Below are 24,697 nucleotides of genomic sequence, written 5' to 3'. Positions count from 1 at the left end.
TTATGTTCGTTGATTAAACTTAAGATAAAACACATCGGCCAGGGGGAGTTTGTTATGGCAGCGCATATTATTAGCGGCAAGGAAGTGGCTGCAGATATTCGGAAAAGTATCAAGGAACAAGTGGATGTTCTCAGGTCGCACGGGGTTATACCGGGTTTGACGGTTATATTGGTTGGGGAAGACCCTGCATCTGAGTCTTACGTACGCGGCAAAGAGAAAGCCTGTGGTGAGGTGGGAATCGCTTCGGAAATTGTCCGAAGGAATGATTCCATTACACAGGAGCAGCTGCTGGCGGAACTTGATCGCTTAAATGCCGACCCCGCGGTTCACGGTATTCTCGTCCAACTGCCGCTACCCGCCCATATTGATGAGAAGGCGGTCATTAACAGAATTCGGCCGGATAAAGATGTCGACGGTTTTCATCCGATCAATGTAGGGAATATGGTAGTTGGCGATGATTGTTACCTACCCTGCACGCCCCATGGTATTATCGAGCTAATCAAACGTTCCGGCCAGGCGATCTCAGGCAAGCAGGCTCTTGTCGTTGGCCGAAGCAATATTGTGGGAAAGCCGGTTTCGATGCTGCTGCTGCGCGAGAATGCAACGGTTACCATCGCACATTCCCGGACTGAAGATCTCAGCGCACTTGTTAGAGAAGCGGACATTGTTGTGGCCGCTGTAGGGCGGCCGCAAATGATTAAGGGCTCCGATATTAAACCTGGTGCCATCGTGATTGATGTAGGTGTAAACCGCCTTGAAACAGGTAAGCTTGTTGGGGATGTGGATTTTGAGTCGGCAAAAGATATCGCGGGCTATATCACCCCGGTTCCGGGCGGTGTGGGCCCGATGACAATTACGATGCTGCTCAAGAACACAGTGGACGCCGCTAAAAAATTAAACGGAATAATCTAATAACCTGCACGGTTGTATTGCGGAAGGGATACATACTATGAACGACACCCGGCGCATTTATTCTATCAAAGAAATAACGCGATATATTAAAGACCAATTTGATTTTGACGATGTGCTTCAGGATGTATGGATCCGTGGGGAGATATCTAACTTTACGCACCACACCCGCGGCCATATGTATTTTACAGTTAAAGACGAAGAAAGCAAGATGCGCGGCGTCATGTTCGCCGGACACAATCGCTATCTTAAGTTTATACCCAAGAATGGCACCCGGGTGCTAATGCGCGGTTCAATCACTGTTTTCGAGCGGGATGGACAGTACCAGTTTTATGCGAAAGAAATGCAGCCTGACGGGATCGGAAGCCTTTACCTTGCGTTTGAGCAGTTAAAACAGCGCCTTGAAGCGGAGGGATTGTTTGCGCCAGAACATAAAAAACCAATCCCCGCTTATCCGGCGACTATTGGTGTTATCACTTCGCCAACAGGCGCTGCGATCCGTGATATTATCACAACCCTGCGCCGCCGATATCCCATCAGCCGCATTCTGCTTTACCCGGTGCTTGTACAGGGTGAGAATGCAGCACGGTCTGTCAGCCAGGCTATCTCTGTTATGAATGAACGGGGAGAAGCGGATGTGCTCATTATAGGCCGGGGCGGCGGATCCATTGAGGAACTCTGGGCGTTTAATGAGGAGATTGTGGCTCGCACTATTTTCAGCTCACACATCCCTGTCATTTCCGCGGTTGGGCATGAAACCGACTTTACCATTTCTGATTTCGTTGCGGATGTCCGGGCGGCCACCCCCACGGCGGCAGCCGAACTGGCTGTTCCCCATATTCTGGAGTTGCGCGAGCGGCTTGACATGTTATCAGGCCGGTTGAGGACTGGACTTTCTTACCAAACCCGACAGTTAAGGGAGAAGCTAAACCGGCTTCAGCGATCTTATGTTTTCCGTCAGCCAGAGCGGCAGCTTATCCAGTATGAACAGCAGCTCGATAAACTGGTTGAGCGGCTGGGCAGAGCAGCATCCCAGTATGCCATCCAGAAGAGAAACCGATATCAGAGCGCCCATCAAAAACTTCTGCAGCATACCCCGGTACGGCAGGCTGCCCGCTACCGTGAGCAGGTCGGCACCCAGCAACACCGGTTAAAGCGGGCTGTGGAAGCGATTGTCCGGGCGAATGGTTTAAAGCTGGACCGCCATCTTGGGAAGCTGGATGCGCTGAGCCCGTTGAAAGTGATGCAGCGAGGCTATTCGCTGGCATTTAAAACGCAGGGGGTTAGAAAAACACTGGTAAAATCGGTTGCGCAAGTTGACCCGGGCGACAGCCTGACGGTACAATTAAACGATGGCTCGCTTGACTGCCAGGTATGGGGAATCGAAGAGGTGAAAAACAATGGATAACATGGATAACAACGAACTTCACAATCAGAACATGCCTTTCGAAGAGGCGATGAAAAAGCTTGAAGAAATTGTAAGCCAGCTGGAAGCCGGGGAAGTTCCGCTCGAGGAGGCCATTACGCTTTTTCAGGAAGGGATGGAGCTGTCTGCCCTTTGCAACCGCAAGCTTTCTGACGTTGAGCATAGAATAGAAACGCTGCTTGAAAAAGACGACGATTTGACAGCTGTTCCTTTTAACCTGGAGGGAGAGGACAATTGAAGCAGATGCTAGCCCAGTACATAGCCGACCGTTCGCATGCTGTAAACAAAAGCCTGCAGCAATACTTAGCGCTTTCGGATGTGCCGGCCGGGCTGCTTGAAGCGATGAGTTATTCCATCGAAGCTGGCGGCAAAAGGCTGCGCCCGATTCTTGTCCTTGCTGTCCTGGATGCTTTTGGAAAGCCATATGAGATGGGGCTGGCCATCGCCTGTGCGGTTGAGATGATCCATACGTATTCTCTTATCCATGACGATCTGCCAGCGATGGATAATGATGACTTCCGCAGAGGGCGGCCCACCAACCATAAGGTATACGGGGAGGCCATGGCGATTCTGGCTGGTGATGCCCTGTTAACCCAGGCTTTCGAAACGCTCTGCGAAGCAGAAAGGGCTGGTGTGCCGGCGGGAGATGTGCTGCGCATATCGCGTGAAATGGCTGTGTATGCCGGGCCGAAAGGAATGGTAGGCGGACAGGTCGCCGATATGGAGGGTGAAAACCGGACACTCACCCTTGGTGAACTGCAGTATATCCACCGGCATAAAACAGGGGATTTACTCGTATTCTGCGTGCGGGCGGGAGCGATTGCAGCCGGAGCTACGCCACACCAGCTGGCGGCACTGACACGTTACGGCGAACACATAGGTTTAGCTTTTCAGGTGAAGGACGATATTCTGGATGTTGCAGGTGATGAGGCTAAACTGGGAAAACCGGTTGGCAGCGATGAAAAAAGCCATAAATCAACTTACCCTTCACTGCTTGGCATGGAAAGATCGAAGGAAGTACTGAGCCATTCTGTGTCCGAAGCGAAGAAAGCTCTTCGTGAGGCCGGGCTTGCCAACGATGCTGTGCTTGCGGAGCTTGCCGCGTATATTATGGAGCGTGACCATTAATTTGGATAAAACCATCAAGCCGCAGCCGTCTGGCTGTGGCTTTTGGCAGTATAAAGTACATAGTGTTTTCCCATTGTTTATGGTAACATGTTGTTGTCTTACAAAACCATTTTCCATATATTTGAATGATTATATGCATGAATCATAACGGGAAACATAGTATGAAACGCTGCGAAAGTGAGGAGTTTACTTTGCTATCATCAATCAACTCCCCGGAACAAATAAAAAAATTAACCATCCCGCAGCTAAATCAGCTGGCGGGTGAAATCAGGGAATTTTTAATTTCTAGCTTAGCCGAAACCGGGGGACACCTTGCTCCGAATCTTGGAGTGGTGGAACTAACGCTTGCCCTTCATTATCTGTTCGATAGTCCCAAGGATAAATTTGTATGGGATGTTGGGCACCAGGCTTACGTCCATAAATTGTTGACAGGACGAATGGAGCAATTCCATACTCTTCGCCAGTATAAAGGCCTGTGTGGGTTCCCTAAACGAAGTGAAAGTGAGCATGACCCATGGGAAACCGGACACAGCAGCACATCTCTATCGGCTGCGATGGGAATGGCTATCGCCAGGGATTTAAAGAAAGAGAATAACCATGTCATTGCTATTATTGGTGATGGAGCCCTCACCGGGGGAATGGCCTTAGAAGCCGTGAATCATATTGGCCATGAAGAAAGAGACTTAATGGTTATCCTGAATGATAATGAAATGTCGATTGCGCCGAATGTGGGCGCTATGCACAATTACCTTGGCAAACTGCGAACAAACCAAAACTATAAAAGAGCAAAAGAAGATATTGAAGCACTGCTGAAGAAAATTCCTGCGGTTGGCGGAACGATGGCTAAACTGGCGGAAAGGTTAAAAGACGGCCTGAAATATTATCTTCTTGTTTCCGGCGTGCTTTTCGAAGAACTCGGTTTTACATATCTGGGGCCTGTTGACGGTCATGATCTGCCAACCTTGATGGAGACACTCCGGCTTGCCGGTCAAACAAAAGGCCCTGTACTTGTTCACGTGATTACGAAAAAAGGAAAAGGGTATGCGCCGGCGGAAGCCGATTCTTATACGTTCCATGGAATTGGTTCCTATAAGATTGAGAGCGGGGAACAAATTAAGAAAGCCGGACCACCTTCGTATACCGCGGTTTTTGCCCGCACCCTTGAGAAACTTGCCTTCAAGGATCCCCGCATTGTGGCCATTACGGCTGCCATGCCGAGCGGAACCGGCCTTGTTGGATTTTCAGAGAAATTTGCTGACCGCTTCTTTGATGTTGGCATCGCGGAGCAGCATGCAACTACCATGGCAGCCGGCCTGGCTACTCAAGGGATGAAGCCTGTATTTGCAGTTTATTCAACCTTTATGCAGCGGGCCTATGATCAGCTCGTGCACGATGTGTGCCGCCAGAATTTAAATGTCGCTTTTGCCATTGACCGCGCCGGGCTAGTCGGGGCAGACGGGGAAACACACCAGGGTGTGTTTGACATAGCGTTCCTTAGAAGTCTGCCGAACATGACGATCATGATGCCAAAAGACGAGAATGAGCTGCAGCATATGGTTTACACGGCCATGCAGTATGAGGTGGGGCCGATCGCGTTTCGCTATCCGCGCGGCAATGGAGAGGGCGTAGAAATGGACGCTGAGCTAACCGCGCTTCCCATCGGTAAAGCAGAAGTGCTTACCCCCGGACAGAACGTTGCCATACTTGCTTTCGGCAATATGGTACCTACCGCTCTAAAAACAGCGGATATACTGCATGCTGAAGGCATTACGCCAATGGTTATCAACGCCCGGTTTGCTAAGCCGCTTGATGAAGAGCTTTTGTTTAGGCTGGCGCGTGAGCACTATACCATTATTACGCTTGAAGAAGGCTGCTTAAAAGGTGGATTTGGCAGCGGAGTCGTCGAGTGCTATGCCCAGGCAGGGTATCACGATGCTGTTGTTGAACTCATGGGAATCCCTGATTACTTTGTCGAACATGGCAGTGTGAAAGAACAGCGGGAAGAGATTGGGCTGACGCCAGAGCATGTCGCACAGAAAGTCCGGGCCCATTGGCCGGCCAGGAGGCAGAGAGCGTAGATTATGGCTAAGAAGGAACGGATAGACCTTCGCCTTGTTCAGGAAGGATTTTTTCCAAGCAGGGAAAAGGCACAAGCTGCCATTATGGCCGGCCTCGTGTATGTAAAAAATGAACGGTATGATAAGCCAGGCACGAAAGTGGATGTTGAACTGCCGATTACGGTAAAGGGCCAGGTTCACCCTTATGTAAGCAGGGGCGGGCTGAAGCTGGAGAAGGCGCTTAGAACGTTTGACATTGACTTGACAGATGCGGTCGTAATGGACATCGGCGCTTCTACGGGTGGTTTTACTGACTGCGCTCTGCAGCACGGGGCACGCCTGGTTTATGCGATAGATGTAGGCTATAATCAGCTGGATTACTCACTTCGCCAGGATGAACGCGTGGTCGTCATGGAGCGTACAAATTTCCGCCATTTAAAGGCAGAAGAATGGGAAGGTGAACGGGTCCGCTTCGCCACGATAGATGTTTCCTTTATTTCGCTTAGGCTAATTCTTCCTGTACTGAAGGATTTGCTCGAGGACGGCGGAATAGTGCTTGCGCTTGTCAAACCTCAGTTCGAGGCGGGGCGCGAGCAGGTAGGCAAGCATGGGGTTGTGCGGGACCCGGCTGTTCACATTGAAGTGCTGACTCGGATGATGGCGTTCAGTACCCAGATTGGATTTTCCATTCGCGGACTGTCCTTTTCTCCGATTACGGGGGGAGAAGGCAACATCGAATTTCTGCTTAATCTGGAGTGGACGAATACGCCTGCTGATATGGATGAGATGTGGAATAATCAGATTAAAGAAACGGTTTCACAAGCCCATCACACGTTTTAGGTGATAGAGAGTAAAATGAGAAGGAAAGATAGAAAAGTTGACGTTGCTTTGCGGCGTCAACTTTTGTTGTATCTTTATTGGTAAAGGAAGTATACCTCCGGTCCCGAAACACCCAAGGAAAGCATCGTGAGGCGCATGTCCGCACCTTTCTTTCCCACTGTGGAGCGTGTGGCACAGAGGGCGAAAAAGACTGGCAACCTGTCTCCATCATTGAGATACCCAGATGTTTTGCCGGTCCGCCCGTCGTTTCACAAAGCGGCCGTAAAAACTTATATGAGGGGAAAGGAGAGAGCGGCATGACCCGCGATGATTTTCGCATGCTTTTTGCAAAAAACAAGGTATAATAAGGATGAATAATAAGTGGCCTGTTCACGTAATGAACTGAGGTGTATCTTTTGACGACCATTGGAATCGTGATTAATAAAGATAAAGAAAACGCGTGTACAGTTGGCCAGGAGCTGGTGCGGCTCCTGGAAGCAAACAATGCAGGGGTTTACGTCGACCAGGTTATGGCGGATCTCATTGATAGGCAGGATCTTTCTCTCGCTATAGCTGAGTTTCATAAATGTGTAGATATTGTTTTTGTTCTTGGCGGTGACGGGACGCTGCTGGGGCTTGCCCGCGAACTGGCTCCCTACTCAATTCCGATACTCGGAATTAACCTTGGACACCTTGGTTTTCTCTCCGAAGCGGAACCGGACGATCTACCGCATGCGGTGGATCAAATTTTAGATGGGGATTTCTGTGTGGAACACCGGATGATGCTAGAATGCGAGGTAATTCGGGAAGGCCGGCGCCTGCACCCTTCTATTGCGCTTAACGATATCGGAATCGCAAAAGGCAGCTTTAACCGCATGATAAAATGCAAGGTTTTTGTGGATGACTTGTATGCGGCATCCTTTAACGGCGATGGTGTCATTGTGTCCACACCAACTGGTTCAACAGCTTATTCCCTTTCTGCGGGGGGGCCGATTGTTGTACCGTACATAAACGCAATCGTTCTAACGCCGGTTGCGCCACACTCGCTGACAGCCAGGCCGATTGTACTTCCGGCCGATGAAGAAATACATGTGGTTGTCGAAGCCACACACCAGGATATCGGCATTACAATAGACGGGCAGCAGGGGTACCCGCTGGAAGTCAACGATGAAATCGTCATCCGGCGTTCCCCGTATGTTACGCCGCTCATTAAATGGAAGGCGCGCAGCTTTTTTCAAGTCGTTCGGAAAAAACTACAAGGGGAGGGAGACTAATGGAAAATGATAACGCTGTGAATGCTAACCCGGATTTGCTGGAGGAGTCCTCTTCATCAGTTGAAGGGAAAAGCATGAACAAAGGACAGCGCCACATAAAAATCCGCGAAATCATTTCACGCAATGAAGTCGAAACACAGGATGATTTGGTTGAACTGCTTTGCGCTGCCGGATTTAATGTAACACAGGCCACCGTATCCCGGGATATCAAAGAACTTCACCTGGTGAAGGTCCCAATGAATGATGGGCGCTACAAATATTCGCTTCCGGCTGATCAGCGCTTTAATCCGCAGCATAAGTTAAAACGTTTACTCATGGACAGCTTCATCAGCATCGAACAGGCAAATAATCTGCTTGTGATGAAAACCATGCCCGGCAACGCCAACGCCATTGGAGCCTTAATTGACAATCTGGATTGGCCTGAAATACTGGGAACGATATGCGGGGATGACACCATTCTGATTATTAACCGGACAGACGATAGCGCAACCGAAATGTCACAGCGCTTTATTAATATGCTGTAGTCAGGAGGGCTTCCATATGCTGCTTGAATTAACGATTAAAAACTTTGCGGTTATCAAAGAAGTCTCCGTTGCGTTTCAACGGGGACTTACTATTCTTACAGGTGAAACGGGTGCGGGTAAATCTATCTTGATTGACGCGCTTGGGCTGCTTTTAGGTGGACGTGCTTCTGCCGATTACATTCGTTTCGGCTGTGCTAAAGCAGAAATCGAGGGCTTGTTTGAATTCCACGTGGGTGCACCTGCACTGGGCGTGCTGCAGGGGATGGCCATCGAACCGGAAGACGGCATGATCATTGTCCGGCGGGAGATTACGAGTTCTGGAAAAAGCGTATGCCGGATTAACGGCCAGCTGATAACCCTGACCATGCTTCGGGAACTGGGCCCTTGGCTGATTAACATTCACGGGCAGCATGAGCACCAGTCCCTCATGCAGGGAGACAGGCACATTGATTGGCTGGATGCGTTCGGCGAGGAAAAAACGGCACCTGCCCTTGGTGCTTTTTCGGAACTTTTCCGGCAGTACAGAGATCTCCATTCAGAATTAGCGTATATTTCGACCAATGAGCGGGAGATGGTTCAGCGGCTGGACATGCTTCGTTTTCAGTTAGATGAAATCGTTGCTGCCCAGCTCAAACCGCTGGAGGATGAACAGCTGCAACAGGATAGAAAACGATTAAGCGGCGGTGAAAAGATGGTCAAAGGCCTTGAGGATGCCTACCGCTCGCTTGTGGGAGAACAGCATGGAGTGGACTGGGTCAGCAATGCCATGAGCAACCTTGAAACGGTTCTTCCGTATGACGATGCACTCAAGGAAACGTTTCAAATGGTAGAGAATGCCTTTTACCAGCTGGAGGAAGCGGCCCATGCTATCCGTGGTTATCGGGATAGCATCGACTTCAATCCCGACAGGCTGGCCCAGATTGAAACCAGGCTGGATGAGTTAACCAGACTTAAAAGAAAATATGGGCGTTCTGTAGACGAAATTCTGGAGTATGCGGCAGCCATTGAGGATGAACTGGACACAATTGAAAACAGGGAATCCCGCATTGAAAAGCTTAAGGACCGCCTGCGGGAAATTTCGTTGGACCTGGCTGTAGAAGCGTTAGAACTTTCTAAAATCCGCAAACACATTGCCGAGCAATTATCTTCTGCCATCGAGGAGGAGTTGAAGGATTTGCATATGACACGTGCCCGCTTTAAAATAGCGGTAACTCAGGAAGATGATGAGAAAGGGCTTGAAGTCGAAGGGGAAAAGCTTCGGCTTGGTCCTAAAGGAATAGACCAGGTGGAATTTCTTATTGCGCCAAACCCAGGGGAACCACTGCGCCCGGTTAGTAAAATTGCTTCAGGCGGTGAGCTGTCACGCATCATGCTGGCAATGAAAACCATACTTGCCGATGCTGAGAATATCGATACCATGATTTTTGACGAAGTGGACACTGGTGTTAGCGGCCGCGCAGCGCAGGCGATCGCTGAAAAGCTGGCCCGTGTTTCCCGCCGGCGCCAGGTCCTGGCTATTACCCATTTGCCGCAGGTCGCAAGCATGGCGGATGCCCACCTGCGCATTGAGAAGCACATGGATGAACAGGAAACACAGACACGGGTGGAGCATCTTCCCTACGAAGAGCAGGTACTGGAGCTAGCCCGCATGCTCGGCGGTGTTCAGGTGACGGAGAAAACGAAAGACAATGCAAGGGAGTTGCTGGCCCAGGCGGGTCAAATCAAGGCGAGCATGAAGTAGCGGCTTTTTCATCCTTTCAAGGATAACATTGCTCTGCGTCTGTGTTATAAATGCGGGGAACTACGGAAAGATTATTATTACAGATAAATGGAGGTGTAGGTAGGGAACGTGTAGGAGCGTGAATGCCCTTGAAGAAATACGTAAAGACATGGTTTGGCTATTTGTTAATTGTACTCGCTCTTTTCACTTTCTCTTCAACCCCTTTTCAGCAGTTTGCTTCCTTTCCGGAAAAACTCCGTATTTTTCAGGGATCGCTTGCCCAGCTATCGTTAACCGTTCCGGTGACGGCAACCATTGAGACAAGCAATCCGGACGTTGTTGCTTTTGGAAACAGTGCAGCGAAAACCGTTGATTTGGAAAAACCGCTGACGATAGAGCCTCGCCACCCCGGAGAAGCTAAAGTCATGCTTAAAATTGCCAGCATACCGGTGAAAACCGTAAATGTTGAGGTATTGCCCGAACTCAAAGTCATCCCAGGCGGACAGTCCATTGGCGTGCAGCTGCAAACAGTAGGTGTACTTGTTGTGGGCCATCATCTTGTCGAAAACAAGGGAAAGAAAATTTCGCCGGGGGAAATCGCAAATATTAAAGTAGGCGACATGATCGTAAGGGTTAATGGTGTGTACATTAATGATATGGACGACGTTGGCAGGCTGGTGAATGAAGCTGGGAAAAAAGGTCAGCCGGTTCAACTTGAAGTACTTCGCGGCAAAGAAAAGCTGCAAATGGAATTAACGCCGGCACTTGATGATAACGACAAATCGTATCGCATGGGCCTATATATCCGTGATTCTGCCGCAGGTGTAGGAACGATGACCTTTTATGATCCCAAAAGCCAGCGATACGGCGCACTGGGACATGTGATCTCCGACATCGATACAGGAAAACCGATTACCGTTGGCGATGGACACGTGGTACAATCCAGTGTAACATCGATTGAACCAGGAAAGTCGGGTACGCCAGGAGAGAAATTCGCAACGTTTAAGAACGAACGCGTAAAGCTCGGAAACATCGAAAAGAATACCCCATTTGGCATTTTTGGAAATATGAAGAAGATGCCTGACAACAACCTAGCCACAAAACCGGTTCCGGTCGCGCTCAGCGAACAGGTAAAACCGGGGCCAGCCGAGATTTATACGGTAATCAATGGAACAACCGTTGAGAAGTTTAAGATTGAAATCGTCAATACGGTTTCACAGAAGTTCCCGGCAACCAAAGGGCTTATCCTCAGGGTCACCGACCCGCGTCTGCTTAATAAGACCGGCGGCATTGTGCAGGGGATGAGCGGCAGCCCCATCATCCAGAATGGCCGTTTGGTAGGAGCCGTAACGCACGTTTTTGTAAATGACCCGAAATCCGGTTACGGTACGTATATTGAATGGATGCTGCGGGATGCAGGGATAGATATTCGCAGTCAGAGTAAAGGAAAACTCAAGGCGAGCTAGACGGCCTTGAGTTTTTTTCTTCTAGAATGTTTAAGTCTGTTAATGCATTAAAATGTGTAGGGGAAAAAGGGACATGTCCCAAAATCACAAAGCCGCAATGTTTATCTGACTCTTGTCGGAATACATAGAGATCCGTCGAAAGGATTTCCAAGTGATTTTGCAGGATATGCATGCCGGGCGTCGAAATTACAACGCGGAGCATTTTACAGTAATTTCTTTCGTGGTAGAATGAGGAAGTAAGCAAAAGGAGAGAAAAAATTTGAAGAATATACGCGTTATATTGGCAGATGACAACCGTGAATTTACAGAATTGCTGCAGGAATACTTAAGCACACAGGAAGACATAGAAGTAGTCGGCGTAGCGTATAACGGAAATGAGGTTCTTAAGCTCCTATCTCATACCGTACCTGATGTCCTCATTTTAGATATAATTATGCCCCATTTAGATGGTTTAGCTGTACTTGAACAGGTTCGGTCGATGAACCTTCCTACAGTGCCTAAAATCATTATGCTCACTGCATTTGGTCAGGAAGAAATAACAAAGAAGGCTGTAGAGCTCGGTGCTTCTTATTATATTTTAAAACCTTTTGATATGGAGGTTCTTACAACCAGACTCCGCCAGGTAGCCGATTCCTCCATTCCGGCCACCCGAACTTTAAGACAGCCATCCGTTCCCCCGAAGGGAAAGAATCTGGATCAAAATATAACCAACATCATTCATGAAATTGGGGTTCCCGCACATATTAAAGGGTATTTATATTTGCGTGAAGCGATCACGATGGTGTACAACGATATCGAATTGCTCGGCTCCATAACCAAAATATTGTATCCTGAAATTGCGAAGAAATTTAATACGACGGCAAGCCGTGTGGAACGCGCCATACGCCACGCAATTGAGGTGGCATGGAGCAGAGGCAATTATGATTCAATCAGCACGCTGTTTGGTTATACTGTAAGCAACAGTAAAGCTAAGCCTACAAACAGCGAATTTATTGCGATGGTAGCTGATAAACTGCGGATTGAACATCAGGTGAGCTAACATACACAGAACAAGAAATGCCTGCTATTCGATGGATGATAAATCTCTAGCTGATAGGAGGCATTTCTTGTCTATTGTTGGACTTTATACATTTCTTCTCGTCTATGGATAAAGCGAGGTAAACGTGGTGCAGAAAATGAAAAAGATTTATATGGTACTTTCGATTATTATGGCAATTTCTCTCATGCTAATGACGATTCTCCCATTTCTCAGATGACGGTTACCTGATTGTGGGAACGGGAACAGGTGATTTTGGAAAAATCATTTAGTTTTGTATCCAGCAGTTGGCTGATGGCCACAACAGAAGGGTGGGTAAGGCTGTTTTTCTTGCTGGCGATTTTGTGCATTTTATCACGAAGATCCGCGATTTCTGTCGCAAGATGGTCACAATCCATCGTGAACAGAATTTTATCACATTTTGTAACCTGCTCCATCCTTGATTCCCCTTTATTAGCTGAATTTATGAGATTTTTACCTCAACTTACGCGCTTTTAAACACAAGTTGTTTAATTTATTGTACAATGATTTAAAATCTTCCTTGGTTAAATATATGCATGTTATGTCGATATATTACCGTTACTGTTAAGGAGGCAACGAATGAATATTCTTCAAGGGAAAAATATACTGATAATGGGCGTTGCCAACAAAAGAAGCATCGCATGGGGGATCGCGCAGTCCCTTCACGCTGCTGGCGCCCGGCTGCTTTTTACATACCAGGGCGAACGCTTGAAGAAAAACGTAGAAGAATTGGTAGCCTCTTTACAGGCAGATGATGAACCGATTCTCATATCCTGCGATGTTACAAGTGATGAAGATATAGAGCAAGCATTCAGGCAGATTAAAGAGAGGGTCGGGGTACTGCATGGGATTGCCCACTGCATCGCCTTTGCTCCAACAGAAGAGCTGGAAGGAAGGTTCTCTGCTACCAGTCGATCCGGATTTGCTATCGCGCATGATATCAGTGCATACTCGCTAGTTGCCGTTATGAGAGCAGCAGAAGGTTTAATGGCCGAGGGAGGAAGCGTTGTGACATTAACATACCTTGGCGGGGAAAGGGTCATGCCTAATTACAACGTTATGGGCATCGCCAAGGCCGCCCTGGAGTCCTGTGTACGATATCTTGCGGCAGATATGGGGAAATCCAGCATCCGGGTGAATGCGATCTCTGCAGGTCCGATTCGGACATTAGCGGCAAAAGGGATTCGTAACTTTAATGAAATGACCAAACATGTTGCTGATAAAGCTGCGCTTGGGCGAATGATTGACCAGAGTGAAGTCGGGGATACCGCATTATTCCTGTTCAGCCACTTGTCACGCGGCATAACCGGGGAAGTCATCCACGTGGATGCAGGCTACAGCATTATGGGAAATTAACTGAGGTGAACAACAATGAAGCGCGTTGATCTACATTCGCACACAACAGCATCTGACGGAACGTTTACACCTGAGCAAAGCATTGCCAGGGCTCTGGCAAACGGTCTATCAGCTTTTGCCATTACGGACCACGATACAGTGGCAGCATTTCCGCATGCAATTGAAGAAGGGGAAAAATATAACGTAGAAATCGTTCCTGGAATTGAGATCAGTTCGGTATACGAGGGAAAAGACGTTCATGTCTTAGGTTATTACATGGATTATACGGATGAGAAATTCCTAAATAGGGTCGAAGAACTTCGAAATGTGAGAAACACAAGAAATCAGATGATCGTCGATAAGCTCGTGTCACTCGGCATTCCGATTACCATGGATGAGGTTCGCAGCCGTAGAACAGATAAGAATGGCAATATTGGCCGGCCGCATATTGCGCAAGTGCTTGTAGACAAGGGCGTAGTGGCGAGCACTCAGGAGGCGTTTGATAAATACCTGAGCACATCGGGTGCCGCCTATACCAATCCGCCCCGCATTACGCCGGCAGAAGCCGTTCAACTCATTCTGGATGCGGGAGGCGTACCTGTGCTCGCCCACCCTGGACTGTATAAGAATGTGGAATTAGCACGCGAATTAATTGGAGTAGGGCTGAAAGGGATTGAAGTCTTCCATCCTGACCACGGACCGGAAGATGAGGCGACATATGGGAGTCTCGCCGACGAATATGGCCTCATTAAAACCGGGGGATCTGATTTTCACGGGATAAGAAATGGGAAAGTATTCCATGGTGATCTGGGTGAAAAAAGTGTTCCGAAACAAACGTTAAACCGTATTAAGGAGCTTGCAGGCAAATAAGTGAAAAAAATCTCGCATACCCTACAGTTGGGCAGTTATGCGGGATTTTTCTTTATAATTTTTTCTTCATTGCAATGTGTTCAATTCCCGCATCCATAAATGTATCGCCTTGTGCAGTGTATCCAAGCCTCTCATAAAAGATTTGGGCAGAGATTTGTGCATTTAATTTAACATAACGAAAACCCATCAGCCGCGCTTCATTTTCAATTGCATCCATAATTATTCTACCCAGCCCTTTACCGCGGCATTCTGCTAAAACCGCCACCCTTTCAATTTTTGCAGTGTCCTCCTCGTATGGGCGAAAACGGGCAGCCGCACACACTTCTTGCTGTTCATCTGCTACTATAAAATGTTTAGCAAGGCTTTGTTCCTTGTCGAATTCATCAATTTCGAGATCTTCCGGTACGTGTTGTTCATCAATAAATACGCGGCGTCTCACGGATAGTGCTTTATCGAGTGCAGCGCGATCCTTTACTGGATATGCCGAATAGTTCACCATGAGGTTTGTCTCCTTTATGTGCATGAACAAGTATATTTTTCACAATAAAAGTATACCCTAAGTATATTCGTTTGTAAGGAGGAAAAAGATTTTGGAATTGGTGTATATCGTAATTTTCTCGCTACTTGTACTCATTCTTCTATTTGGAACGTGTTATATGCTGGCAGTTGTGGTTAACAAAATAAATGAACATTCAGATTGGTTTTTGCCAGGAGAATCCATAATGGCTAGAGAAGAAAGTGCGCATACAGAGACAGATGACCGGTGAGTATTCACCGGTTTTTCATTTGATAAAAAACTATTAGCCGTCAACAGTTAGAAGGGGTTGCACTATCATAGAGTATAAGCGTTTTAGCCAGTGTTGGAACTGGAAGGAGTCTTGTTAAATGAAAAGGCAGGTTCCCAGTAAAGAAGTGAAAGAAGCGGTGTTGTCCAGACTTGTCGATCGGGGAGTCACAATTGAGGACATAGCGGAAATCGTATATATTATGCAGGCTCCATACAATGTTGGGATAAAAAAATCAGCTTGTATGGACAGTGTTCGGGCGGTACTTGAAAAGCGGGAGGTGCAGCATGCCATTCTTGTGGGAACAGAATTAGACCGGTTGGCAGAAGAGGGCATGCTGTCTGAACCGCTGCAATCTATTGTAGAATCTGATGAAGGTTTGTTTGGCTGTGATGAAACGCTTGCACTGGGCTCTGTATTTGGGTACGGCAGCATAGCGGTAACCACATTCGGGCACTTGGATAAACAAAAAATAGGCGTTATAAAAAGGCTTGATACCAAGCAGGGCAACGCCATCCATACCTTTCTCGATGATTTGATCGCCAGCGTTGCCGCATCCGCATCAAGCCGGCTCGCTCATCGATTACGGGATGAGCTGGAAGCGGAGAATGAACGGGCCGCAAAGGAAGGCAGGATACAGAAAACGCAGGATAAAAACAACTAAGAGGAAACACAAGCACGAGGCTCCGGCAAAGGGAGCCTTTTTTTAGTGGAAGAAAAATTCGCATAAGAGATTTAGCGTTGCTGTCTCTCGCCTAGGGCCTGGCCGAAGCCAAACATACGATTAGGTAGAACTGCACGTATTCGTCTATGCAGAGCCCTGGGTGCTGACGGTTTTTTTGGTTAAAAAAGGACAGTTGGTAATTGTTTGGTAAAACTCTTTTAAGAAAGTGTTCATCAAATGAACATCGAATGGTTATGAATGAGCTGTAAATTAAAGAATGTACCGGGGCGGTACAACGCAGTCGCGAAATTAGATGCATAAGTGTTATTGTTCATCACCACGAAGGCCAAAGTTTTTCCGAAAACCAAAAAAGTAAGAAAACGGAGGAGATAATTTATGAACAAGAACAATCAACCTAAAATTCTGAAGGAAAAAATTCTGCCTGCAGTCATGTCTACATCGCTTATCGCGACAGGTTTTCTCGCAGCAGGTGCTCCGGTATTTGCAGCTGACACTACAACAGCTAATCCTACTTCTCAAACTAGCGATGCTGCACAGCAGACAGGTGCGTCCAATTCAAGTGCGAACAGCACAGGTTCCACTACTCCAAGCGCAGCCAATAACGATGCCAATAGCCAGTCAGTAACAGCACCTACTACGGGTACAGACAATAATAACAATAGTACGAGCCAGACACCAGCGGTAAACCCTGGTGCAAACGGAGGAACCGCTTCAGATCAGTCAACCGATTCTTCCGCTAATGCAAGTGATACGGGTGGCAATACGGCCACTGGCAACACTGCTGCAACAGATAACAGCACGGCGAAGCCAGCTGACAGCACTGCTGCAACAGATAACAGCACGGCGAAGCCAGCTGACAGCACTGCTGCAACAGATAACAGCACGACGAAACCAGCTGATGACACTGCTGCAACAGACAACAGTACGGCGAAGCCAGCTGACAATACTGCTGCAACAGACAACAGCACGGCGAAGCCAGCTGACAATACTGCTGCATCAGACAACAGCACGGCGAAGCCAGCTGACAATACTGCCTCAACAGCTAACAATACTGCAGCAGGAGCTGACAATGGAACGCCTGCATCGGGCGATACTATTACAACAGACAGCAGCACAGTGAATCCAGCTTCCAGCACGCCTGCACCAACAGCCGCTGGTTCCAACGCTGCTGGAACAGCATCTGGAACAACATCAAAGCCAGCAGCGAATACTTCCACAACGAGCAATACTAACCAGCCAACTAATACAACTGGATCAGCTGTACAAAAAGATGCAGCTGCCAGCGCATCGTCAACTCCGGCCGCGGCGCCAACAAAAGCGCCAGTTGCAGTTCCGACAGCGGTTCCGGCAACAGCAACATCTCAGCAATCGGGGTCTACTGGCAGCACAGCTTCTTCCAGCCCTAGCAGCAACCAAACTACACCTGAGGCACAAGCTGCACCTTCCGCAGTGTCTAGCAGCACAAATTCAAAAGATCTGACAGGTGCCTTCGATACCACATGGGTAATGTCAGCATACGATACCATTTCAAATGAATATGAAAACCTAATTGGATACTATAAAACTGCTCTTGACAAATACTTAAGCAATGCTCCGTCCGCGAATAGCAGCAGCCCAAATGCAAATGGCAGCAGTAATTCAACTGGAAGTGCCAATCAAAATACAGGCTCCGGCACAGCCAGCTCTGCAAATACTGCCCCGTCAGCTGCAAATTCAGGGGGTTCCAACACCGCTTCAAAAGCAACGAGCGCACTCCCGACTTCTGAAGTGACGGGAGCATTGGGCAAAGTTACAAGTGTGCCTACTTCGACAGGCGGATTAGGAAATGCAGTTAACGTAATCCCTACCTCTGCAGCGACAGGGGCACTGGGTGACGCAACAAGCGCTGTGCCTACTTCTGCAGCAACAGGAACGTTGGGGAAAGTAGCCAGTGCAGAGCCTGCTTCTGCTGTGACAGGGGCTCTGGGCAACGCCACGGCTGCTGCGGCTCCCAGTGACAACACACAACCGTCCTAGCCATCCGGACAAGCTGGTTCAACCAATACACCGGCTGACGCAGGGCAAAACGGGAGTGTATCTAATCAATCTAAACCTGATACAGCGGGTAGTACGGATGATAATAAAGCATCAAATGAAAGTGCCGACCAGCAAAATCAACAGGGTGGGAAAGGGCAAAACAAAGATGAAAACAAAGGAGTTTTTCACTTTGCCCATAAGTTTACCCAGTATTTCCAGCACATTTTAAAAGGCTACCACAGTCTGCTTGATGTGCTCTCCCGCTAAAAATTTTTGCATAAATAAACCAGGGGCTGACCCAAAAGGACATATAACGTGACCTTTTAGGGCTAGCCCCCTTTTTAGCGAAAAAAGCCGTGCCGAAGCCTGGTTGTAGTTTGGCCTCAGCCAAAATTTCTTTCGTATACATGTGAAAAAAATAAAACAAAGCCAATTCCTGTGCGTATATAATAATGTAGTTAAGAAGCAAAGGGGTTGCAATGTGTATGAAGGGGAAGAGTAAGTGGCTCGTCGTTCTCGCATCACTTTTTATTACAGGGGCAGTTACAGCGGCATCCAGCCGGCTATATATGGGAAAATATCCAATCGCTAATGTAGTCGTTAACGGCGCCATGCAGAATGCAGCGGACATACCTCCTATTATGCTAGGTAACACCATTATGGTTTCCCTTCGAGGCTTTTCCGATAAACTTGGCGCTTTTGTTCACTATAATCAGGCTTCCGGAGAAACCTCAGTTGTCAGGCCGGATGTTAACATGATTATGGCTGGTGAAATCACGAAAACAGCTTCAGGGAGTTATCAGCTTAATTCACCCTTTATGGCTGTGACCAAAGGCAAAAACGCCTCTTTTGATATTTTTGCGGAAATTTCCAACACACCAAAAACAAGTAACCTTACCTTTAAGGTGATTGTGATAAGTCCATCGGGAGGGGAAGAGTACATTAGTTATCCACAGAGCTATTCATCGAATCTGAATGGAACGGCTTTTTTGTATACGCATAATGTGAAGGGAATGCAATTTAATGAAGCAGGGGACTATAAAGTACAGCTGATTATGAAGCAGGAGGCTACAGGAGATTATATTGTAGTAGGGCAGAATATCATCCATTCCCAATAAACGCCTATCCCAGTGGACGATATTTCTATTTTATCGGCTTAATGTTATAATAAAAAGTAAGTTTTGATCAACACCTTCACTTATGTGAAACTTAAATAGAGAAAGGAACGAGAGTATCGAATGAAAGCGAAGCCTAAGAGGCGTACCTCCAACAATGATTTGGAAGGCCCCAACTTATGCATCACCTGGTCTGATTCACAGTCGCTCGTAGCATCCTGGGAGTTTAAGAATGAGCAGAAGGAAGCGATCGAGCAGCGGTTCGCGATTCCCCTGTCTGAATTGCCGTTTGTTCTTCGCGTGTATGACGTAACGGAACGAATGATTAAGAATGATGGGCTTGACCACTATGTTGATTTTGAGATCAACCTGCAGGCTGACGAATGCCTGCTGTACGGAATGGAGCGAAACCGGGAGTATTGTGGCGAACTGGGTGTACGTATGGTAGACGGCCGGTATTATTCGCTGAAACGATCCCATCGGGTACCCCCGTGTGCGGGGTAACAGTAACCGGGTAGCAGCGGGCATGTTCCATTTACCCGGCACAGAAAGACTTCGCTGAGGCCAAGCCGAAAGCAAAAGCTTAGCAGCTAGTTGCAATGATGTGGGCAGGAAAGTTCCTATTTTCTTGCCCACCAAAAAAGGACAGATACCTTCTGTCCTTTTTTGTGCTTTTATTTACGCGGATTATAATACATAATGCGGCCGTTAAATAAATGCAGCTCGGCCTTATATTCTTTGCCCAGGTACTTGCAAAATTCAATCGCCTTGCCTTTATCGCCGTGGGTAGATTGATCAGTCAGTGTTACTTGAATGTAGTGTTCCTCTACAGGCTCTGCTGGTGTCACGATTTCTCCGTTAGCCGCCTGATCCTGTACTGTCCCTTCAGACAGTTTAGAACCAACGCCGACAATTATATAATGATAGAGCTGCGGATCGGTCCCTTTTAGATAAAACCATTGTCCCTGAGACTCCGGTTTCTCTTGTAGTGTATAGGGGAAGGCGGACTGATTATACCCCCAATGGAGCTGCTCGCCGGTTTTTGTTGTCATCTCTATATAGTGTTGTATCTTTTCTTTTACTTCATTTATTGTGACCTGTTTAGTCGTTGACCCTTCAACAAATTTAATGTAAGCGCTCTTACCCATTCATTTTATTCCCCCCCGTCGCCAGATTCTTGCAAATTTTTTCTTTTTAAGTTTAGCACCCGAGTAAATATTTGACAACTTAAAACACCAGACCGGATTTTAGCAAACAATGTGTTGACTAAATTTTTAGAAAAATATACTATTATAAGTAAATGAAATTATATAAATAATATTACTTTGTGGAGGGGAAGAGAGGTCTTTTATGCGAAAAAATAATGACCAGCCACATGAGCTGCATGATGTGCTGAACACGCTGCGCGCTATTGCTGTCGTAAATAAAGATGATTGGGAAACCGCCGCCCGCAACCTTCAACTGGACTCAGCTGTCCAGCTGAATATTCTTTGGATTGTTTATTGTTATGAAGGAGTGCGTGTTACCCAGATAGCCGAATGGACATTCTGGCATCCGTCATCTGTCGTCATTCATGTTAAGAAGATGATGGAAAAGGGCCTGGTTACAATCGAGAAAAGCGATAAAGACGGACGGGTAGTAAATGTTTACCTAACAGATAAAGGACGAACTATCATAGAAGAAAGCCGCGAACAGGCTCCTGAAGTTTTTCGGATAACACGTGCGCTTGAAAGCCTGGAAGAGAAGTACGGGAGAAATGTTTCCGCACTGTTCTTCGAGTGTTTGGATTTTCTGGCGGAAGAGCTTCATGGCCAGGAAAAAATCAATTGGATTCGTGAAACCGGAAGCAAAACACGGCGTCTAACACACAGTTGAAATAGGGGACTGACTCCAACCTGAGGGAGCAGTCCTTTTTGCTGGGCAACAGAAGCTACAATCAAGGATAAAGCAATAATTGGTCGTTTAGGAGCTTGGATGGCTAAAAGAGGGAAAATAATGCTATATAAATACAAAAAATTCTGATATAATATAAAATAAATTAAATTCAAATAAAGGAGGATTTCTCAATGTTTGAACGCTTATACGACGAAACCGAAACAACGAAGGTGCGGTTCGCTGGTTTTGCATCCGAAACCAGCCGCTATGATTTTGGTATCGTATACACTCATCAATTTTTTGGAAAGCCTCTTGTTATTTGCATGCAGACAGGAAGATCGTCTCTTCTATGTGCCGAGGATGCTGAAAACCTGGAAATTTTGAAAAACAAGTTTTCCATCTCCACGCTTACCGAAGCCGAGGAACTTTCGGTATTTCTAAAAGAACATTTGCCCTCGGTTACCAATTCCCTCGAACAATATTAAATCACAGAATAAACTCGCTCTAAAAAGAGCGGGTTTTTTAATTTTTTAATAAATCCCTATTGACCGAATTAGTATAACATATTATATTAATAATATAACACAAACCGCAGTTATGATTGAAAATCATACACAATGAAAGAATATGGAGGTCGAAAAAATGGTTACAGTGGTTTGCCAACAGTGTGAGGGCATTATTGAACATTACGAATTTGAAAAAGTTGACACGTTGTATGGAGTTTGCCCGGACTGTGGATCAAGAAACGCCTCTTCGGAAGATAAATAAGGACAAACAAAAAAAGAACCTGCCAGAGGTTCTTTTTTTGTTTAATGGACCACGTACTATTTAATAGCCTGTGTGCGCTTGATTACCTTGACGGTCTGAATAGACTCATCTTCCGGACCCTGCACGGGAAGGCCTGCTTCCATATTTTCAATGATGTAATGAACGTTCTCTTCTGAGAGAATTTCACCCGGCATAACAATTGGAATACCTGGCGGATAGATCATGATGAATTCTGCAATAATGCGTTCCGCTGCTTCTTTAAGCGGCACGATTTCAGTTTCCGCGTAAAACGCTTCTCGTGGCGAAATGGCCAGTTCCGGAATAGTAGGCAGGTGCACCGGCAGTATTTTCATCGAGGCTTCACCCATGTGAATCCGCGCCAGCTCACGCAGTGCTTGAACGAGCATGGTAACAGTCAAGATCGTGTCACCGGGGGTCACAAGGCACAGAATATTGTACAGGTCGCTCAATTCTACTTCAATATTGTATTTCTCTCGGAGCCACACTTCAGCCTGGTGACCGGTTATGCCAAGCCCGCGGACCTGGATAATTAATTTTGAAGGATCCATATCATAGGTCGCTTCAGTACCAAGAATTTCTTTACCTACACAGTAAAGGCCAGGAATTTGATTGATTTCATCCCGGACAAAAGCAGCTAATTCCAGCACACGGTCCATCAATTCTTTCCCGTTAAGCACCAGCTGTTTGCGGGCCGTATCCAGGGAAGCCAGCAGAAGGTAGGAGGTGGAAGTTGTTGTAAGCATACTTATAATGGATTTGACCCGGTTCGCTGAAATTAAACCTTCTCTCAGATTCAAAACCGAACTCTGGGTCATCGATCCGCCCAGTTTATGAACGCTCGTTGCCGCAATATCGGCGCCTGCCTGCATGGCCGAAAGCGGCAAATGATCGTGAAAATGAATATGCACCCCGTGGGCCTCATCTACGAGCACCGGCACGTTATATTCGTGGGCAACATCAACAATTTCTTTTAAATTGGCAGCCACTCCGAAATAAGTTGGGTTAATGACAAGCACCCCTTTAGCAGTCGAATGCTGCTCTAAGGCCTTTCTTACGGATGCGGTTGTGATTCCATGCGCTATTCCGAGGTTGGTGTCCATTACAGGATGCACAAAAACAGGGATCGCACCTGCGAAAATAATGGCGGACAGCACCGATTTATGCACGTTGCGGGGAATAATGATTTTTTCACCGGGTCCGACAACAGCCATGATCATGGTTATAATGGCTCCACTTGTTCCCTGAACGGAGAAGAATGTGTGGTCTGCGCCGAACGCTTCGGCTGCTAAATCCTGGGCGTCTTTAATCATTCCTTTCGGATGGTGCAGGTCGTCAAGTGGCGCTATATTTATTAAATCAATGGATAGGGCATTTTGCCCGATAAAATCTCTGAATTCAGGATACATCCCAGCCCCTTTTTTATGGCCGGGGATATGAAACTGGAGCGGATTTTTGCGCGCATGCTCTACTACGCCTGTAAAGAGGGGAGTCTTTGTTTGGTCCATTTATGTTATGCCCCATTTCCAATGTGGTCTTTTCGTGCATTTTTAAACAAATTAGAGTATATCAAAAACCCTTTCGATTGCAAGTAAAAGTCTGTGAAAATAAAAAGGAATTCATGTTTCGCCAGGCGAAGTAAAAAGAGTTGGAATTATGAAAAAAGGAGTGAGGCAGTTGAAGACTCGGGTAACAGAAATATTTGGCATTCAATACCCCATTGTCCAGGGTGGGCTGGCCTATCTTGCCTATTCAGAACTTTGCGCAGCAGTAAGTAACGCTGGAGGATTGGGCCAGATCACGGCCATGACGCTGGGGACACCTGAGAGAGTGCGCGAAGAAATCGGTAAGGTTCGCGAGTTGACCGATAAGCCTTTTGGCGTCAACTTCGCTATCGGGCAGCACGAGAAATCGTATGAGGCGCTACTGGAAGTTGCAATTGAAGAAAAAGTTGCAGCGATTTCGGTTACAGGGGGAAATCCAAAACCGATTTTTGAACGGCTTAAGGGTGAAGATATTCGCACCCTGGTGCTAGTAGCTGGCGTCCGGCAGGCGGAGAAGGCAGAGGAGCTAGGTGCCGATGCAGTAATGGCGGTAGGCCAGGAAGGCGGGGGCCATATTGGCCGCGATGATTTAGGCACGATGGTATTGATTCCGCGCGTGGTTGATTCCGTATCCATTCCTGTTCTCGCGAGTGGGGGAATTGGGGACGGCAGAGGCCTCTTGGCGGCTCTAGCCCTTGGTGCGGAAGGTGTAGAGATGGGAACAAGATTTATTGCGACGCGTGAATGCGTCCATGCAAGTGAAGCCTATAAAGAGGCGATACTTAAAGGAAGTGAATCAGACACGATCGTTATTAAACGTTCTATCGGCGCACCGGCCCGGGCGCTTCGAACGGATTACACGCTAGATTTAGTTGAAAGAGAGAAACAAGGCGTTACATATGAGGATATTAAAGATTTAATAAGCGGGACGGCTAACCGAAAATTCATCCACGATGGGGATGAGCAGTCTGCCTTTGGATGGGCCGGGCAGGTTATAGGCCTGATTGATGATGTTCCAACCGTTCAGCAGTTATTTGATGAAATGATTACCTCCGCACAATCACGACTAAGCATTATGAATGGCATGTGGGAATCTGCCGTGAGATAGTCGGCAACAAAAAATCGCGAGAAGATGGGGCCCATTTTTTCGCGATTTTTTTATCGATAAAGAAATTATATGTTATTTTAAGATTGTTATTTCTTAAATGGGGACCGTAGTGGTCCCCAAACGCTAAAGAAAAACATCGCGAGGCAATGACGGCTCCTTTCTTTCCCCTTTAGGAGCGTCTGGAACAGAGGGCGAAAA

The 24,697-nt window shown here is 47.2% G+C and carries 26 protein-coding genes; 22 read left to right on the top strand and 4 right to left on the bottom strand.

What is annotated here, in order from left to right; genetic code table 11:
- Positions 1–54 precede the first annotated feature (54 nt).
- The 11 genes from folD to spo0A all read left to right on the top strand — a co-directional run bounded on the left by folD (position 55) and on the right by spo0A (position 12,362).
- Positions 55–912, top strand: coding sequence for a bifunctional methylenetetrahydrofolate dehydrogenase/methenyltetrahydrofolate cyclohydrolase FolD (gene folD, locus PP175_RS17240; protein ID WP_272439544.1), 858 nt, complete (start codon positions 55–57; stop codon positions 910–912).
- A gap of 37 nt (positions 913–949) precedes the next feature.
- Positions 950–2,317, top strand: a complete 1,368-nt coding sequence (gene xseA, locus PP175_RS17235) for an exodeoxyribonuclease VII large subunit (RefSeq protein ID WP_272439543.1) — start codon at positions 950–952, stop codon at positions 2,315–2,317.
- A gap of 1 nt (position 2,318) precedes the next feature.
- A complete protein-coding gene (xseB, locus tag PP175_RS17230; RefSeq protein WP_442870477.1) occupies positions 2,319–2,573 on the top strand; it encodes an exodeoxyribonuclease VII small subunit in 255 nt (84 codons plus the stop codon).
- 5 nt (positions 2,574–2,578) lie between these two features.
- A complete protein-coding gene (locus PP175_RS17225) occupies positions 2,579–3,463 on the top strand; it encodes a polyprenyl synthetase family protein (protein ID WP_272443306.1) in 885 nt (294 codons plus the stop codon).
- Positions 3,464–3,624: 161 nt separating this feature from the next.
- Entirely contained in the window at positions 3,625–5,541 is a 1,917-nt protein-coding gene (dxs, locus tag PP175_RS17220) for a 1-deoxy-D-xylulose-5-phosphate synthase (protein WP_272439541.1), read from the top strand.
- Positions 5,542–6,360 carry a TlyA family RNA methyltransferase gene (locus PP175_RS17215; protein WP_272443305.1) on the top strand — a complete coding sequence of 273 codons (819 nt, stop codon included), beginning with the start codon at positions 5,542–5,544 and terminating at the stop codon, positions 6,358–6,360.
- Between the two features lie 386 nt (positions 6,361–6,746).
- Positions 6,747–7,613, top strand: a complete 867-nt coding sequence (locus PP175_RS17210) for an NAD(+)/NADH kinase (protein ID WP_334314167.1) — start codon at positions 6,747–6,749, stop codon at positions 7,611–7,613.
- A gap of 74 nt (positions 7,614–7,687) precedes the next feature.
- Complete coding sequence (ahrC, locus tag PP175_RS17205) at positions 7,688–8,137, top strand: transcriptional regulator AhrC/ArgR (RefSeq protein ID WP_272443304.1); 450 nt, start codon at positions 7,688–7,690, stop codon at positions 8,135–8,137.
- Between the two features lie 16 nt (positions 8,138–8,153).
- The gene (gene recN / locus PP175_RS17200) at positions 8,154–9,878 is read left to right on the top strand and encodes a DNA repair protein RecN (RefSeq protein ID WP_272439539.1); all 1,725 of its coding nucleotides are present in this window, start codon (positions 8,154–8,156) and stop codon (positions 9,876–9,878) included.
- A 128-nt stretch (positions 9,879–10,006) separates the two neighbouring features.
- Positions 10,007–11,323: a SpoIVB peptidase gene (gene spoIVB / locus PP175_RS17195; RefSeq protein ID WP_272439538.1), complete on the top strand. Its 1,317-nt coding sequence runs from the start codon at positions 10,007–10,009 to the stop codon at positions 11,321–11,323.
- Positions 11,324–11,582: 259 nt separating this feature from the next.
- Positions 11,583–12,362: a sporulation transcription factor Spo0A gene (gene spo0A, locus PP175_RS17190; protein ID WP_272439537.1), complete on the top strand. Its 780-nt coding sequence runs from the start codon at positions 11,583–11,585 to the stop codon at positions 12,360–12,362.
- Positions 12,363–12,571: 209 nt separating this feature from the next.
- On the opposite strand, the gene PP175_RS17185 is transcribed toward spo0A, so the two are convergent.
- A complete protein-coding gene (locus tag PP175_RS17185) occupies positions 12,572–12,796 on the bottom strand; it encodes an aspartyl-phosphate phosphatase Spo0E family protein (RefSeq protein WP_272439536.1) in 225 nt (74 codons plus the stop codon).
- 163 nt (positions 12,797–12,959) lie between these two features.
- Between PP175_RS17185 and fabI the strand changes: the two genes are divergently transcribed.
- Together fabI and PP175_RS17175 are read left to right on the top strand one after the other, a co-directional pair.
- Positions 12,960–13,736 (top strand): enoyl-ACP reductase FabI, encoded by a 777-nt coding sequence (fabI, locus tag PP175_RS17180; protein WP_272439535.1) that lies wholly within the window; start codon positions 12,960–12,962, stop codon positions 13,734–13,736.
- A gap of 15 nt (positions 13,737–13,751) precedes the next feature.
- Positions 13,752–14,585: a PHP domain-containing protein gene (locus tag PP175_RS17175; RefSeq protein ID WP_272439534.1), complete on the top strand. Its 834-nt coding sequence runs from the start codon at positions 13,752–13,754 to the stop codon at positions 14,583–14,585.
- A gap of 52 nt (positions 14,586–14,637) precedes the next feature.
- On the opposite strand, the gene PP175_RS17170 is transcribed toward PP175_RS17175, so the two are convergent.
- Positions 14,638–15,084, bottom strand: coding sequence for a GNAT family N-acetyltransferase (locus PP175_RS17170; protein WP_272439533.1), 447 nt, complete (start codon positions 15,082–15,084; stop codon positions 14,638–14,640).
- Positions 15,085–15,175: 91 nt separating this feature from the next.
- On the opposite strand from PP175_RS17170, the gene PP175_RS17165 reads away from it, so the two are divergent.
- From PP175_RS17165 to PP175_RS17145, 5 genes are all read left to right on the top strand, one after another.
- A complete protein-coding gene (locus tag PP175_RS17165) occupies positions 15,176–15,352 on the top strand; it encodes a hypothetical protein (protein WP_272439532.1) in 177 nt (58 codons plus the stop codon).
- Positions 15,353–15,470: 118 nt separating this feature from the next.
- Complete coding sequence (locus PP175_RS17160; protein WP_272439531.1) at positions 15,471–16,034, top strand: phosphatidylglycerophosphatase A family protein; 564 nt, start codon at positions 15,471–15,473, stop codon at positions 16,032–16,034.
- A 396-nt stretch (positions 16,035–16,430) separates the two neighbouring features.
- Positions 16,431–18,071 carry a ribosomal eL19 family protein gene (locus tag PP175_RS17155; protein ID WP_272439530.1) on the top strand — a complete coding sequence of 547 codons (1,641 nt, stop codon included), beginning with the start codon at positions 16,431–16,433 and terminating at the stop codon, positions 18,069–18,071.
- Positions 18,072–18,556: 485 nt separating this feature from the next.
- Complete coding sequence (locus tag PP175_RS17150; protein ID WP_272439529.1) at positions 18,557–19,189, top strand: hypothetical protein; 633 nt, start codon at positions 18,557–18,559, stop codon at positions 19,187–19,189.
- A gap of 120 nt (positions 19,190–19,309) precedes the next feature.
- Positions 19,310–19,690, top strand: a complete 381-nt coding sequence (locus PP175_RS17145; RefSeq protein ID WP_272439528.1) for a DUF4912 domain-containing protein — start codon at positions 19,310–19,312, stop codon at positions 19,688–19,690.
- Between the two features lie 170 nt (positions 19,691–19,860).
- Here PP175_RS17145 and PP175_RS17140 read toward each other — a convergent pair whose 3' ends face one another.
- Positions 19,861–20,334 (bottom strand): DUF1885 family protein, encoded by a 474-nt coding sequence (locus PP175_RS17140; protein ID WP_272439527.1) that lies wholly within the window; start codon positions 20,332–20,334, stop codon positions 19,861–19,863.
- 202 nt (positions 20,335–20,536) lie between these two features.
- Here PP175_RS17140 and PP175_RS17135 point away from each other — a divergent pair, with 202 nt between their 5' ends.
- The 3 genes from PP175_RS17135 (at position 20,537) to PP175_RS17125 (ending at position 21,829) form a co-directional block, all read left to right on the top strand.
- The gene (locus PP175_RS17135) at positions 20,537–21,061 is read left to right on the top strand and encodes a MarR family winged helix-turn-helix transcriptional regulator (protein ID WP_272439526.1); all 525 of its coding nucleotides are present in this window, start codon (positions 20,537–20,539) and stop codon (positions 21,059–21,061) included.
- Positions 21,062–21,252: 191 nt separating this feature from the next.
- Positions 21,253–21,546 carry a DUF3055 domain-containing protein gene (locus PP175_RS17130; protein WP_272439525.1) on the top strand — a complete coding sequence of 98 codons (294 nt, stop codon included), beginning with the start codon at positions 21,253–21,255 and terminating at the stop codon, positions 21,544–21,546.
- A 157-nt stretch (positions 21,547–21,703) separates the two neighbouring features.
- Positions 21,704–21,829: a GapA-binding peptide SR1P gene (locus PP175_RS17125; RefSeq protein ID WP_272439524.1), complete on the top strand. Its 126-nt coding sequence runs from the start codon at positions 21,704–21,706 to the stop codon at positions 21,827–21,829.
- A gap of 56 nt (positions 21,830–21,885) precedes the next feature.
- Here the strand turns inward: PP175_RS17125 and PP175_RS17120 are convergent, their stop codons facing one another.
- Positions 21,886–23,355 carry an aminotransferase class I/II-fold pyridoxal phosphate-dependent enzyme gene (locus PP175_RS17120; RefSeq protein ID WP_272439523.1) on the bottom strand — a complete coding sequence of 490 codons (1,470 nt, stop codon included), beginning with the start codon at positions 23,353–23,355 and terminating at the stop codon, positions 21,886–21,888.
- 169 nt (positions 23,356–23,524) lie between these two features.
- On the opposite strand from PP175_RS17120, the gene PP175_RS17115 reads away from it, so the two are divergent.
- Positions 23,525–24,499, top strand: coding sequence for an NAD(P)H-dependent flavin oxidoreductase (locus PP175_RS17115; RefSeq protein WP_272439522.1), 975 nt, complete (start codon positions 23,525–23,527; stop codon positions 24,497–24,499).
- Positions 24,500–24,697: the final 198 nt, after the last annotated feature.

The sequence above is a fragment of the Aneurinibacillus sp. Ricciae_BoGa-3 genome (genome assembly GCF_028421645.1).
GTDB lineage: Bacteria > Bacillota > Bacilli > Aneurinibacillales > Aneurinibacillaceae > Aneurinibacillus_B.
Note: the sequence above shows the minus strand (reverse complement) of the source record. Positions and strands in the feature narration are given on the sequence as shown.